This window comes from Sodalis sp. RH15 (assembly GCF_047324255.1).
In the GTDB taxonomy this organism is placed as follows: Bacteria; Pseudomonadota; Gammaproteobacteria; order Enterobacterales; family Enterobacteriaceae; genus Acerihabitans; species Acerihabitans ligni.
Map to the genome: position 1 here is coordinate 5749318 of NZ_CP178738.1, position 13176 is coordinate 5762493.

Sequence of the window (13176 nt, forward strand, 5' to 3'; positions counted from 1 at the left end):
GCTTCATTCAGCCGGCGCCGTCCTGCCAGCCCAGCCCCAGGCTTTTTTGCAGCGCGACGAAGTCTAATGCCAGGGAGGTTTGCGCCTGGATGCGGTTCTGCCCGGCGGTAAGCGCCGTACGCTGGGTATCCAGCAGGTCAATCAGGCTGGAGACGCCGGCGCCATAGCGTTGGCTGACCAGTGCGCTGTCGCGGTCGGCGGTATTTTCCACCTGCAGATAATTCACCAGCGTCTGGCGCTGCTGACCGTAGCGCGACAGCGAGCTGTTGGCGTCCCGCAGCGCATCCAGCACGGTCTTGCGCCATTGCGCTTCGGCTTCGTCCCGCTGTGCCTTGGCCACGTTGATTTGTGACCGAACCCGGCCGAAATCCAGGATATTCCACTGCAGCATCGGAATGAACATCCAGGACTCATTTTCCTGCCTGTATATTTGACCGCTGTCTGAACTGCTAAAACCCAGCAGACCGCGCAGGGTGACCTTGGGGTAAAGATCCGCCACATGCTCGCCGACGGTGGCCGTACTGGCGGCTAACTGGCGCTCGGCGCTACGGATATCCGGCCGATGGCGCAACAGGGACACCGGGTCGCCGGCATTGACCCGGTCGGGCTGCGCCGGCAGACGGTCGGCACCCGCCAGCAGCGTATCCAGCGCGCCGGGCGTCAGACCCGAGAGGAATGCCAACTGGTCCTGGTAATCGTTAATATCCGCCTGCAGTGACGGAATTTCCGCCCGGCTGTTTTCCAACTGCGTTTGCAGCCGGTTGACGTCGCTATCGTTTGCCGCGCCGCGCTCGCGCCGCTGGCTCACCAGATCCAGCGCCTTTTGCTGTAATTGCAGGTTTTGATTGAGGTTTGCCAGCCGCTCGCGCGTGCCGCACAACAGCAGGTAATTGCGCGCCACTTCGGCGGCGATGGAGACCTGCGTATCCGCCAGGCTGGCCTCGCTGGCCTGCGCCTGCGCCCGGCCGGCTTGCACCGCGCGGCGCTCCTGGCCGAACAAATCCAATTCCCAGCTGGCGTCAAAGCTGCTGCTGTAGAGGTTCATCGGGTTATCGCCCCCCAAGCCGATGCTGTCGGGCAATTTGGCGCGCGCCGCCAGGGCGCTGGCATTCAGTTTCGGATATTGCTGGGCTTCGTCGCCCATAAGCGTCGCCCGCGCCTCCTTCAGACGGGCGGCGGCAATGGCGAGGTCCGGGTTATGCCGCAGGGCATTATCGATAAGCCCGTTCAGCCGCGGGTCATGAAATGCCAGCCACCAGCGCGCCTGCGCCGGTTGCGTGCCGACGCCGGAAGAAGGCAAACGCTGGAATTGACTCACCGCGGGCGCGGCGGGCGGTCCCTGATAGTCCGGCCCCACGCTGCAGCCCGCCAGCAGCAAAGCCAGCGTGGCCGGTAAAAACAGTTTCCCGTATGCATCAGTGGTCATTTTGATTTTCACTTATGGGTTAAACGCGGCGCGCGCAGCAGCAACGCCAGCGGAATACAGCACATCAGGGCGATGCCAAGCAGGAAAAACGACTCGGAATAGGTCATTACCGCCGCCTGCTGATTGATTTCATTCGCCAATTGCGCCATGGCCTGCATTTTGGCGTGCCAAATATCGCCATGCTCGCTGGCGAACAGAGCGGTATTGCCGGACAAGCGGCTGTCCGCCAGCGGCGAGTTGGCGGTCACGGACTCCCGGATAATGTCGCTGTGCAATTTGTTCTGACGGTCGATAAACACGCCCATCAGCGCCAGGCCCACCGAGCCGCCGAGATTGCGCATCATGTTATACAGCCCGGCGGCATCCGCCGCTTCTTCATTGCTCACTGCCGCCATCGATGCTTGATTGAGCGGCATCATCGCCATGATTTGCCCGGCGCCCCGCAGCAGCTGCGAGTAGAAAAAATCATTGCCGGCGCTCTGCGCGGTGAGCGTGGTATCCAGAAAACAGCTCACCGCAAACAGGATAATCCCGGTAATAACCAGCAAGCGCGCATCCACACGGCCCAGCAGACGCGGCAATATGGGCATCATCAGCAGGCTGGGAATGCCGGAAATCAACAATACGTTACCGGACTGCAGGGCGTTATAACCGACAATTCCGCTCAGAAACTGCGGCAGTAAATAAAGTACGCAATACAGGCCCATGCCGACGACAAACACGATGACCAGCACGCTGGCAAAACGCGGGTTGGCCAGCAGGGAGAGGCGAATAACCGCTTTTTTGGCGGTAACCTGGGCTATCGCCAGACAAATGAACCCTACGACCATCACCACCGTCAGCCAAACGATCAGGTTCGACTCAAACCAGCGATCCCGCTGGCCCTCCTCCAGCACCACCGTCAAACTGCTCAGAGCCGCGCTCAAGCCGAAAATGCCCAGCCAGTCCGCTTTGAAAAAGTCGTCCCAGACGGGCTTCTCCGGCGGCAGGCCCAGCAACAATAACAGCACCAGGCCGGCGCTCACCGGAATATTGAGGAAGAAGCACCAGTTCCAGCTGACGTTTTCAGCCAGCCAGCCGCCCACCACCGGCCCGAGCACCGGTCCGAGGATAACGATAACGCCAAACAGCGACATCCCCAACGGCAACTGGCTGCGCGGCAGGCGGGTACGGATAATCATCTGCGCGGTGGGGATCATTGCGCCGCCGGCAAAACCCTGGCCGATTCGGCCGATGATCATTTGCGCCAAACTGTCGGCAGTGCCGCACATAATGGAAAAAAACGTGAACAGCAGGGCGCAGCCCACCAGAAAATTGCGCAGGCCCAGCAGGCGGCTCAGCCAGCCCGCCAGCGGGATCATGACGATTTCCGACATCAGGTAGCCGGTGGAAATCCAGGTGCCTTCCGTACCGGTTGCGCCGATTTCGCCCTGGATTTGCGGCAGCGCCGAGTTGGTTATGGAGATATCCAGCGTCGCCATCAGCGCACCCAGCGCGCCGGCCAGCACGGCTATCCAGTCCGTGATATCGGCTTTTTCCCGCACTGACTCACTCATGGCTGCGTACGCTGCCGGGACGGATGCGTATCCACATCAACAGACACCGACATGCCCGCCACCAGACGTTTCAACTCGTCGGAATGTTCGGTGATCCGGATGCGCACCGGTACGCGCTGGACGATTTTGGTAAAGTTGCCGGTGGCGTTATCCGGCGGCAGCAGCGCAAACAATGAACCGGTGCCGGGGGCGAAGCTCTCCACCTGGCCCTGGAAGTCATGGTCCGGAAGAGAGTCCACATGCAGCGTGGCCGGCTGGCCGGGGCGCATGTTGGTCAGTTGTGTTTCCTTGAAGTTCGCCACCAGATAAATGTCATCATTCGGCACCACGGTTAACAGCCGAGTGCCGGGCTGAACATACTGGCCTACGCGCACGGCGCGGTCGCCCACAAAACCGTCGATGGGGCTACGGATCACCGTATCGCGCAGATCGATACCGGACTGTTGCCGGTTCGCCCGGGCGGAGGATAATTGCGCTTTGGCTTGTTCAATCTGCGCCTGCATGGACCGGATCTGCGCCGAAGCCGATTTCACCGCCGCCACGTTGGCGTCGTAATCCGCCTGCGCCTGGTCCCGGCTACGGCCCAGATCGGTGAGCTTCTCCTGATTTTCCGCGCCGCTGGCGGCCAGCGGCCGGTAGCGCTGGTATTCGTGCTCCGCATAATGCAGTTGCACCAGCGCCGACCGCTGCCGCGCCTGCGCCTCTTCTATTTCCGCCTGCTGGCGGGTAATTTCCGCCGTGGCGCGGTCAATATCCGCCTGGTTGGACAAAATAGTGGCGTCCGCCTGGTCAAGGCGCGCCTGATACTGATCGTCCTCCAACCGCACCACCGGCTGCCCGGCGCCGATCCGCTGGTTATCCTTCACCAGCACCTCGCGCACATAACCCGTGACCTTCGGTGCCAGCGTCACGCTGTCGGCCTGCAAATAGGCATCGTCGGTGGATTCGCTAAAACGGGCGACCAGCAGCCAGTAAAGCAGCCCCGCCGCCAGCAGAACGGCGCCCGCCAGCACCAGATAAAGCAGGATGCGGCGTTTTCGACGCGGTCGTATGGGAACAGGAGGCTGTGAAGCGCTAGGAGTTGAAGCTGTTGTAGCCATGGATGACGATAAGCCTTTATGAAATTATTCCAATTGGAACAACTATTCCATATGGAATAATTGTGTCAAGTGATATATTTCCTAATTGTCCCACCGATGGTTATAATCGGTATGTTTTTGCACAGGACCTGAAAATATGCCTAAAAGCATGCAGCCGAAGCGACTCCGCCATCCCTCTTCCGGAGGTTATGCCCGCGGGAGCGAAACCCGCCAGCGCATCATCGACAGCGCCATCGAGCTGTTCGGCGAATCGGGGTACGAGAGTACGTCCACCCGGCAGATTGCCAAAAAGGCGGGCGTCAATCCCCCCGCGCTGCAATACTACTTCGACAATAAAGAAGGTTTGTACATCGCCTGCACGGCATCTCTCGTGGAGGAGAATCAGGCATGGCTCCAGCCTTTTCTGGCGCGGACCCTGGTAAAGGACAGCGCCGATACGGACACCTGCATCGAGACGCTATGTCAAATGCTGGACAGTTTGCTTGAGCGGATTTTAAGCAAAAACGCCACCAGCGGCCAGCGGCTGTTTTATGCGCGTATTCGCCTGGGCCAAGGGCCGGGCAAGACCGCGGAAGATTTCAGCAACAAGCTGTTCGGACAGCTGTTTTCCGGGGCGGTTAAGCTGGTGGCTCGCATCTGCGACAGCCCGATGGACGATGAGATGGTGCAGCTTCGCACCCTGTCGTTGCTTGGTCAGGTCACCACCTTTCACGTCTTGCGCCACACCCTGTTTCCTACCCTGACGGAAACCGGCAGCGTTACGGCGGAAAAAAAAGAGATGATAAAAAAATGCATTCGCGAACAAAGCCTGACGCTGATGCACAGTTGGCGTAGGGCATCGGAAAAATCCTCCCCCCATTAGCCCCTTCCATGAGAAAATTTTCGGATGGCTTTGTTGCCCGACGCGCAATGGGCACGATCTTCTATACTTATGGCTTGTTCATCCACAAAGGTGAAAAACATGACGATTCATAAGAAAGGTCAGGCCCATTGGGAAGGCGATATCAAACGCGGTAAAGGTACCGTCTCCACCGAGAGCGGGGCGCTGCAACAGCAGCCCTACGGTTTCAACACCCGTTTCGAGGGCGCGGCGGGAACCAACCCGGAAGAGCTGATAGGCGCGGCCCATGCCGCCTGTTTTTCCATGGCATTATCCCTGATGCTTGGCGACGAGGGCTTTACGCCGGAAAGCATCGATACCACAGCGGATGTTTCGCTGGATAAAGTTGAAGGCGGATTCGCCATCACTAAAGTAGCATTGAACAGCACGGTGAAGCTGCCGGGCATTGATGATGCGGTATTTGAAAAAATCATTCAAAAAGCCAAAGCCGGCTGCCCGGTATCGCAGTTGCTGAAAGCGGAAATAACGCTTCAGTATCATCTTAATTAAATTACCCTCTTCGCTGTCTCTAATTATCTCTGGAGACAGCGATCGACAGACAATCTTGAAAAAGTTAATAAACTCCTTACGTAAACTCTCCTCAACAACCATTACATCAATTTCACTGGGGTCGGCGACAACATAACGCGCCACACCAGGAACTTTCTCCGCGGTCAGGGCCACGACGACCTGATTACTCTGTTTGATAACGGCCTTCTTGAACTCGCAGTCCTCAAAATCAAAACCCGTCAGCCCGGTTTCCAAAGCCATGGCACAAGCGCCGATAAAAGCCTGGTCGAAGATAATTCCCCGAAGCTGGTCTACAGCAGTACTGCCTAAGCTCCCACCCGACGCCTTCTGGATGCGTCCACCCAGCACAATCGTGTCACTTTGGGGATGTTTCATCAATTCAACGGCAATGGCAATGGCAATGGCAATGGCAATGGCAATGGCAATGGCAATGGCAATGGCAGGAGAATTTGTCACTGCCGTCAGCCGGATATCCTCAGGCAGTGCTCTGGCAATGGCGAGATTAGTCGTGCTTGAATCAATAAAAATACAGCTATCAGCCGTAATGAGTCCCACACAGGCCTGCGCGATCATGTCTTTGTTTGCTAAATTCCGCTCTTTGCGATTGATAAAACTGCCGGCTTCCGGTAGCTGAAGCACTGCCCCGCCGTACACTTTCTTACAGATGCCTTCCTTGCTAAGCTCGGTTTGAATTTCACTTCATTACGCTACTGGGGGGACTCACTATTGAACTGATGACCTTGCCGGAGTTGCCGGCCGGGCCGGACGTGAAATAGGCAAGACACATACGCGCATCACGATGAAACCCCCACCGGGGTCTTCGGCAATTTAATCAAGCTCATTGGAGAAATACGATTAATACCAAATAAAAAAATAAGATGAATGCATAATTATCATTATATTTCAATTAATCGAAAAACCAAAAAAAATCAGATTATCCTATTCCTATTGCAGGGTCAATTTTCCATGTCGCCAAAATTATTAATAAAAATCAATTGTTAAAAATAAACTTTAGAAATACCTGATTTATCTTAGTTTCATGGGATAATTATTATGGAAACACAATATATAAATGATAATCTCTGCAATGAATGAACCTATTAGAAAATAAAACCCAATATACAAATTAGAATGATGCCAGGCAAAAAATAATGGCAACGGGAAATCATTTGCCAGCATAACAATTTACTGAATGAAAAAAGCGACCAGCACCCAGTATTTACGTGCCATACAGACGGATATCGGCCAACGATAAGGACGGCGGCATAAGGTCAAAAATTAAAGTTTTCTGGTTTCTTGCCGTTATATAACAAATACAGTACCCCGTGCCTGGAAAAATTCGGCAGGTACGGTGCGTCGAGTTGAATTAGCACAAATTAATTGCACTAGTTCCTAAATTTGCTGTTTAAACTATGGAAGTTAATTTTTAATGAAGAATATTTCAGTTCGACTTGCGTTGACCGGCGCAATTTCCGTTTTTGCGCTGATGATTTTGGCGATTTCCTGCGCAGGTCTGTTCGCGCTCACGCGCTCAAACGACACTACTGACTTTGTTCACCAGGCGGATAGCCGGGTAATTCTGATTAATGATGTCTACAAAGATTCTGCACGTACCCGTGCGGGTTTTGCCCTGGTCTATGCCAGCTTATTGAAAGATGGCAAAGCCGAACCCTGGATTTACAAAAACATCGAGACCACCCACGGGCGCATGCTGGCCAATATCCAACTATTCAAAGGCCTCCCCGTCATGCTCAGTAGCGACGAAGCTATAAAGACTGAACTGGTCGAGTCGGCGAATGCCTTGAGCCAGCTTCTGGACAAAGCGGAGCATTTGTTACAGGCGGGGGACGTGAAAGGCTACTACGATATCAACATACAGGATATCGACAAAGCCGGAGGACGATTTTCCACATCGCTGGAGAAGTATCAGAAAGACACGCGTGAAACTGTAAACACGCTGGCGCAGATGAGAAACAGCGAATACCGCCAGTTACTGTGGACGATGGCAATCGTATTATTCATTACCCTGTTGATAGCCATTACCGTGCTGTTTTTATTGCGAAACATCATATTGCGGCCACTGAACTATGCCATCGAACAGCTCGATGCGGTGGCGGAAGGCGATTTAACCGCCGACATACGGGTATCAAGCAAAAACGAAATCGGTAGATTGCTCTTCGCCATCAAGGGAATGCAACAGAACCTGATGCGTCTGGTCACGCAAGTCCGCTTTGGCGCTGAAGAGATAAACATCGGCTCCAGAGAAATTGCGGCAGGCAACACAGACCTCTCGTCCCGCACTGAAGCACAGGCCTCTTCACTTGAAGAAACCGCCGCCTCGATGGAACAGCTCGCCTCCAACGTCAAGCAAAACGCCGATAATGCGCGACAGACCAGCCAACTCGCCGCCAATGCTTCCCAAATGGCCGAGTCCGGCAGCAAAGCTGTTTCAGAGGTCGTCCAGACAATGAATGCGATTTCTTCCAGTTCAAGCAAAATTTCCGAGATTATTTCGGTAATCGATAGCATCGCTTTCCAGACCAATATACTGGCGCTAAATGCGGCGGTGGAGGCTGCACGCGCCGGAGAGCAAGGCAAAGGCTTCGCGGTGGTGGCAAGCGAAGTGCGCACGCTGGCTCAACGCACCGCCTCCGCGGCCAAAGAGATCAAATCCCTCATAGAAGACTCCGCAGACAAGGTCAACATAGGCGCAGGGCAGGTGGAGCGCGCCGGTGCAACCATGCATCAAATCGTTTCGTCAGTGAAGCACGTCACTGACACCGTGGCGGAAATCTCGGCGGCATCACAGGAGCAATCCACCGGTATCGACCAGGTCAACCTCGCGGTTTCGCAGATGGACGGGGTAACGCAGCAGAATGCCTCGCTGGTGGAACAGTCCTCAGCGGCCAGCGCCTCGCTGATGGAGCAGGTACGCCTGCTGCTTGAAACTATTCATGTGTTCAAATTACATGAACCGAAAGGCAGGCCAGAGGAGGTCAAACCAGACATAACTAAAGTATCGCCTCTTCCCGCCAATAAGCCTGCTGAGAAACAAAACGACACTGCCGGCTGGGAAACATTCTGAATAAGCGATTCGGATAACGTTATACTCTGAATAATTCCAGTTGCGCGAAGGCGGCAACGCATCTGCTGCTTGAAGTATGACGGGTATACGCCTTTGCCAGACAACGTCACCCCCGGGAATGGACTGACCCTCTTCATTTTTGCCTGGCTGAACGCGTAGCCTTGACCAATGACAAGGCGGCCACGGGGGGACTCGATATAATCAGGGCCGTTTGTCTTCTCACTGGTGTGAACGCATGGCTTATCAGCTGAACCTTAACTGGCCCGAATTTTTAGAAAAATACTGGCAAAAACGACCCGTCATATTAAAGAACGCTTTCCCGGACTTTATCGATCCTATTACGCCGGACGAACTGGCGGGCCTGGCCATGGAAGCGGAGGTGGACAGCCGCCTGGTAAGCCATGCAAACGGGGAGTGGCAGGCCAGCCACGGGCCGTTTGAACACTTTGATGATCTGGGTGAAACCGGCTGGTCGCTGCTGGCCCAGGCCGTCAACCATTGGCATGCCCCGTCCGCCGAACTCGTGCGCCCGTTTCGGGTGCTGCCGGACTGGCGTTTGGACGATCTGATGATCTCCTTTTCCGTACCTGGCGGCGGCGTCGGACCGCATATCGATCAGTACGATGTCTTTATCATCCAGGGAATGGGCCGCCGCCGCTGGCGCGTCGGCGATAAACTGCCTCTTAGGCAGTTTTGCCCGCATCCGGCGCTGCTGCACGTTGAGCCGTTCACGCCAATCATTGATGAAGACCTCAATGCGGGGGATATTTTGTATATTCCGCCGGGCTTCCCGCACGACGGTTTCACCCACGAAACCGCCCTCAACTACTCGGTGGGTTTCCGCGGACCCAACGGCCGGGATTTAATCAGCAGTTTCGCCGACTATGCGCTGGAAAACGATCTCGGCGGCGAGCATTACAGCGATCCTGATTTAACCTGCCGGGAGCATCCGGGACGGGTTGAAGATCATGAGCTTAATCGCCTGCGTACGATGATGACCGATATGATTAATCAGCCGGAAGATTTTAAACAGTGGTTTGGCCGCTTCGCCACCACGCCGCGCCACGAGCTGGATATCGCTCCCGCCCAGCCGCTCTATAAGAGCGACGAGATTGTCGGCGCGCTGATGGAGGGCCAAGTCTTGAAACGCCTTGACGGTCTGAGGGTTCTGCAGGTCGGCGACGGCTTCTTCATCAATGGCGAACCGCTGGTTACGGTCAATCCCGACGCCGCCGACGCGCTGTGCCAATATACCTTTATCGGTAAAAATGAACTGGGGGAGGCGCTTCATCATCCGGCTTTTGCGGCTGAGCTGACCGGGCTGGTTAATCAGGGATACTGGTTCTTTGACGAGTAGAATAAAAGTGCTGGTAATCGCGGCTTGCGGTAGCGTATATCGTGATGCGATAGGCAAGCCGCGTATTTAACAAATATTCCCGCTCCTTGCGGATCTGAATGTCATAATGAATTCCGTCAGTGTTTCCATCAGCCCATAATCCAAACGCATGCTTATTACTAGCGGCGCGATTATCTGCAAGATTGAAGGCTTCGCGGATTAACTCTGCCTGAGAGAGATGGCGAATAGCGGCCAGATTATCCCATTGCCGGGATCTTCTCCGGGTAAATCGATCACTGGGGGTCATCAGCTACTCCTTATTTTTGACCTCCGTCTATTTAGACGGAGGGTTCAAGCTGCCCGATCAACGTCGGGAGGGCGACTAATACAATACCCTTCGGGGAAATAAGTCCGCGGTTCGCTAGACCGTTTTGAGCCTCCCGGCACCATAATTTTTGGTGTCGTTGTTTTTACTCAAAGACACTAGCGAGATTTTTATGCCTACAATGACCTTATCTTCATGCCGGCGCACCGATGCGCTGCTTGCCATACCCTTTAGCGCCGAAACGGATTTCACCCTGCTGGCAGATTATAGCGAACAATTTGCCGAAACCCTGCTGGAGGTCGACGAACCCATGCAGCGGCAGGCGCTCTACGTCCGGCTGGCCGACTGCCTGGCAACGCTGCTGCCTACCATGGATGCCCCTCTTCCGCCTCATTTGGTGGAAAGCCTGACCGTTGATGAGCTCCCCTCGCCGAGGCTCGGCTTTGAACCCGATGCCGATCTGCTCTGCGAATATTGTCTGACGCTGGCGCGCCTTTTGACGAACCGGGCGGTAACGCCGGAAATGGAGCAAACCCTGATTGGGCTGATGTTCGAACTGGTCAGCTACTTCGCCGGCGAACTGCAAGCCCCTCGCTGGGTGCGTACCGGCAAAGGGGTAAAGCTGCTACAATGTCAATTTTAAATTATCAAGATAATTTCCGTCTTAGCAATAATATTTATGATTGGCTTGGTGATGGAGTTAATTTTTGGGAAAACAATCATGAAAGAGCGAAAAAGTATGCCCTTGAGGACATGAAAAGACCTAAAACCAAGATCAAAGAACCATTTGTTTTAGGTGCAGTAATTGAACTTGGTAATTGCTTGGATTTGCTTGACCAAAAACATATTGATTTTGTGAAATTCGCTCATTCCGAAATGGTTAAATCATTAGATACCAATAACAAACCCATTCCTATCAATAGTGGTTTTGATACTGTCGATTTTGACTTCAAGCGTAGAGAACTTGATTGCGCAGTGATTAGGCATGCCCATGCAATTGCACTCAAAGAAGGTCTAAAATTTGATTCAGTTCGTGCTGCTTTCATGGAAGGGAATGCTATATAGAGTGGCGCTAACTTCTTCGATAAAAATCATATCCAACTCTCAATTTTGAATCCAGATTGTATTAAAGGCATTTTCCTTCCTCGTCAACCAGCATGCTTATTATAATTTTTAAAATTACATTATTTAATCTTCAAATACTTGACGATGTTTCATGATCGTTATTGGGTTAGCTGCTTAGGTCTAATTGGCTAGGTCCCATAGGAATATCAGGCATCTGGATATGTAGCGGCCAATGCTCTTTTGCAACTTGTATTACCTTTTGTACGGCGGCTAAATCCGATGCCAAGAAGATACCTGCAAGTCCACATGTAGCCAATACCAATACCACACTCCAGGCTACGTAATTAGCAAGACTTCTTATGGCTTTTCTCTTATTTGGCCCATTAGTTGAATTACTCATATCTATTCCTTTCATTAATAAGTCCATACATCAATCTCTATGCAGTTAACTTCCTTTATTTAAACGCCTTGAAATAAAGAATGATATTATTCACACATCCATTGCAAACAGACTAAGCTACCCTGACCGACTTTACTTTCCTTCTCGACATTAAAATATTAACTTTTTTCTCCTTCCGACCCATTCGGCGAGATTGTTGCCCTCATCATGACGGTAGAGGCAATGACGGCAATATCTCAGTGCAAACGTAATATTCATAACAGCATGTTACGCATTTTGATTGTTTACTATAAATGACTGTACCCCCTACCGCAATAGACATTTTTACATCCTTTTAAATACTTATTTCTTCTGAACGCGTTTTGCCCTGAATAATGCACTTTATTTGGGCTTTAACAGAAGATTAAAAGACTGCTCATGTATTGCAGGAATTATATCAATTGATAACTATGTCAAATGTTATATTTTCTATGTAATCTTTCTCAGAATGAGGCCAAAAAAAAATACCTGAGAGCTCATTTAAGCGTTGACGAAATGTTCACTTGTAAGTAAATTTTATCTGTGCCGGTAACAATACATTAAATCTAAGTGCAGGATAAAAAATATATATATGCATAACTGATTTCTTAAGGAATTTATGTAAAATAATATAGCAGGAGTTCAGGAATGGAATCTAAAGATCTGGAACTTTATCGCAAGCAAGGATTCAACATCTCAGAATCCCTTTATACTCGCCAGGAAGTGAACATACTCAATGCCGAAACCCATCGATTAATGCATGAAAGCTCCGCCGGAAAGGTATTGGAAGGCAATGGAAAAACCTTGAGAAGCATTAACGGGCCTAACCTTAACAGCGAACTTTTTCAAAATTTAGCCGGCGACGCGCGATTGCTTGGTCAAGCGGAAATGTTACTGGGAGGACCTGTTTACGTCCATCAATATAAAATCAATACCAAGCAGGCGTTCCAGGGCCAGAATTGGGAATGGCATTCAGACTACTGGTTCTGGAAGAAAGAGGATGGCATGCCGGAACCGAAAGCCCTGACCGCAGTTATTTTCCTGGACGAAGTCAATGAATTCAACGGCCCAATGTTGCTTGTGCCCGGAACGCAGTATGACGTGCTCATCGACGAGATTCACGATAGGCCATACGGCGAACTCGATGGGGGTGACAACTGGGCAATCACGACTGCGCAAAAGCTCAAGTATCGTCTCTCTGAAACGTACCTGCGCAAAAAAATCGAAAATAAGGGAATGGTGGCCGCAAAGGGTCGCCCGGGTGACGTACTTTTTTTCCATTGCAATCTCCTGCACTGCTCTAGCGCGAACTCGTCGCCATGGGACAGAAAAGCCGTATTTATCTCCTACAACCTGGTCAGCAATTGTTTAAACGAAGTGCCCTCCCCTCGACCGGAATTCATGGCATCCCGTCAGTTCACTCCGCTGACACAAAAGCGCGTTTTTTAAGGAGC

The 13176-nt window shown here is 52.5% G+C and carries 12 protein-coding genes and 1 pseudogene; 7 read left to right on the top strand and 6 right to left on the bottom strand.

Translation table 11 applies throughout. From position 1 onward, the window contains the following. Positions 1-7: 7 nt before the first annotated feature. The 3 genes from ACL2XO_RS26030 to ACL2XO_RS26040 are packed head-to-tail and all read right to left on the bottom strand — an operon-like array spanning position 8 to position 4082. Positions 8-1426: an efflux transporter outer membrane subunit gene (locus ACL2XO_RS26030; protein ID WP_413741873.1), complete on the bottom strand. Its 1419-nt coding sequence runs from the start codon at positions 1424-1426 to the stop codon at positions 8-10. 8 nt (positions 1427-1434) lie between these two features. Continuing rightward, entirely contained in the window at positions 1435-2982 is a 1548-nt protein-coding gene (locus ACL2XO_RS26035) for a DHA2 family efflux MFS transporter permease subunit (RefSeq protein WP_413741874.1), read from the bottom strand. After that, positions 2979-4082, bottom strand: coding sequence for an HlyD family secretion protein (locus tag ACL2XO_RS26040; protein WP_132924710.1), 1104 nt, complete (start codon positions 4080-4082; stop codon positions 2979-2981). Before ACL2XO_RS26040 ends, ACL2XO_RS26035 begins: the two co-directional genes overlap by 4 nt. 136 nt (positions 4083-4218) lie before the next feature. Between ACL2XO_RS26040 and ACL2XO_RS26045 the strand changes: the two genes are divergently transcribed. Together ACL2XO_RS26045 and ACL2XO_RS26050 are read left to right on the top strand one after the other, a co-directional pair. After that, the gene (locus ACL2XO_RS26045) at positions 4219-4944 is read left to right on the top strand and encodes a CerR family C-terminal domain-containing protein (RefSeq protein ID WP_413725951.1); all 726 of its coding nucleotides are present in this window, start codon (positions 4219-4221) and stop codon (positions 4942-4944) included. A gap of 99 nt (positions 4945-5043) precedes the next feature. Continuing rightward, the gene (locus ACL2XO_RS26050) at positions 5044-5472 is read left to right on the top strand and encodes an OsmC family protein (RefSeq protein ID WP_413725952.1); all 429 of its coding nucleotides are present in this window, start codon (positions 5044-5046) and stop codon (positions 5470-5472) included. Between the two features lie 102 nt (positions 5473-5574). Here the strand turns inward: ACL2XO_RS26050 and ACL2XO_RS26055 are convergent. After that, a pseudogene (locus tag ACL2XO_RS26055) lies at positions 5575-6147 on the bottom strand (DeoR/GlpR family DNA-binding transcription regulator); the annotation flags it as partial. A 775-nt stretch (positions 6148-6922) separates the two neighbouring features. Between ACL2XO_RS26055 and ACL2XO_RS26060 the strand changes: the two are divergent. Then, positions 6923-8578: a methyl-accepting chemotaxis protein gene (locus ACL2XO_RS26060; protein ID WP_413741875.1), complete on the top strand. Its 1656-nt coding sequence runs from the start codon at positions 6923-6925 to the stop codon at positions 8576-8578. A gap of 235 nt (positions 8579-8813) precedes the next feature. Beyond that, on the top strand, positions 8814-9935 hold the full coding sequence (locus tag ACL2XO_RS26065; RefSeq protein WP_203520389.1) for a cupin domain-containing protein: 1122 nt from the start codon (positions 8814-8816) through the stop codon (positions 9933-9935). On the opposite strand, the gene ACL2XO_RS26070 is transcribed toward ACL2XO_RS26065, so the two are convergent. Then, positions 9904-10221: a hypothetical protein gene (locus ACL2XO_RS26070; protein WP_413725955.1), complete on the bottom strand. Its 318-nt coding sequence runs from the start codon at positions 10219-10221 to the stop codon at positions 9904-9906. The genes ACL2XO_RS26065 and ACL2XO_RS26070 overlap by 32 nt on opposite strands. Positions 10222-10411: 190 nt before the next feature. Between ACL2XO_RS26070 and ACL2XO_RS26075 the strand changes: the two genes are divergently transcribed. Together ACL2XO_RS26075 and ACL2XO_RS26080 are read left to right on the top strand one after the other, a co-directional pair. Next, positions 10412-10882 carry a hypothetical protein gene (locus ACL2XO_RS26075; RefSeq protein ID WP_413741876.1) on the top strand — a complete coding sequence of 157 codons (471 nt, stop codon included), beginning with the start codon at positions 10412-10414 and terminating at the stop codon, positions 10880-10882. Further along, on the top strand, positions 10870-11304 hold the full coding sequence (locus ACL2XO_RS26080; protein ID WP_413741877.1) for a hypothetical protein: 435 nt from the start codon (positions 10870-10872) through the stop codon (positions 11302-11304). Before ACL2XO_RS26075 ends, ACL2XO_RS26080 begins: the two co-directional genes overlap by 13 nt. Positions 11305-11470: 166 nt before the next feature. On the opposite strand, the gene ACL2XO_RS26085 is transcribed toward ACL2XO_RS26080, so the two are convergent. Continuing rightward, positions 11471-11704 carry a hypothetical protein gene (locus tag ACL2XO_RS26085; RefSeq protein WP_413725958.1) on the bottom strand — a complete coding sequence of 78 codons (234 nt, stop codon included), beginning with the start codon at positions 11702-11704 and terminating at the stop codon, positions 11471-11473. A gap of 666 nt (positions 11705-12370) precedes the next feature. On the opposite strand from ACL2XO_RS26085, the gene ACL2XO_RS26090 reads away from it, so the two are divergent. After that, complete coding sequence (locus ACL2XO_RS26090; RefSeq protein ID WP_413725959.1) at positions 12371-13171, top strand: phytanoyl-CoA dioxygenase family protein; 801 nt, start codon at positions 12371-12373, stop codon at positions 13169-13171. Positions 13172-13176: the final 5 nt, after the last annotated feature.

Bases quoted from the DNA above. Each gene is read 5' to 3' on its own strand.
- ACL2XO_RS26030 (WP_413741873.1), bottom strand. From the start codon at position 1,426: ATGACCACTGATGCATACGGGAAACTGTTTTTACCGGCCACGCTGGCT.
- ACL2XO_RS26035 (WP_413741874.1), bottom strand. From the start codon at position 2,982: ATGAGTGAGTCAGTGCGGGAAAAAGCCGATATCACGGACTGGATAGCC.
- ACL2XO_RS26040 (WP_132924710.1), bottom strand. From the start codon at position 4,082: ATGGCTACAACAGCTTCAACTCCTAGCGCTTCACAGCCTCCTGTTCCC.
- ACL2XO_RS26045 (WP_413725951.1), top strand. From the start codon at position 4,219: ATGCCTAAAAGCATGCAGCCGAAGCGACTCCGCCATCCCTCTTCCGGA.
- ACL2XO_RS26050 (WP_413725952.1), top strand. From the start codon at position 5,044: ATGACGATTCATAAGAAAGGTCAGGCCCATTGGGAAGGCGATATCAAA.
- ACL2XO_RS26060 (WP_413741875.1), top strand. From the start codon at position 6,923: ATGAAGAATATTTCAGTTCGACTTGCGTTGACCGGCGCAATTTCCGTT.
- ACL2XO_RS26065 (WP_203520389.1), top strand. From the start codon at position 8,814: ATGGCTTATCAGCTGAACCTTAACTGGCCCGAATTTTTAGAAAAATAC.
- ACL2XO_RS26070 (WP_413725955.1), bottom strand. From the start codon at position 10,221: ATGACCCCCAGTGATCGATTTACCCGGAGAAGATCCCGGCAATGGGAT.
- ACL2XO_RS26075 (WP_413741876.1), top strand. From the start codon at position 10,412: ATGCCTACAATGACCTTATCTTCATGCCGGCGCACCGATGCGCTGCTT.
- ACL2XO_RS26080 (WP_413741877.1), top strand. From the start codon at position 10,870: ATGTCAATTTTAAATTATCAAGATAATTTCCGTCTTAGCAATAATATT.
- ACL2XO_RS26085 (WP_413725958.1), bottom strand. From the start codon at position 11,704: ATGAGTAATTCAACTAATGGGCCAAATAAGAGAAAAGCCATAAGAAGT.
- ACL2XO_RS26090 (WP_413725959.1), top strand. From the start codon at position 12,371: ATGGAATCTAAAGATCTGGAACTTTATCGCAAGCAAGGATTCAACATC.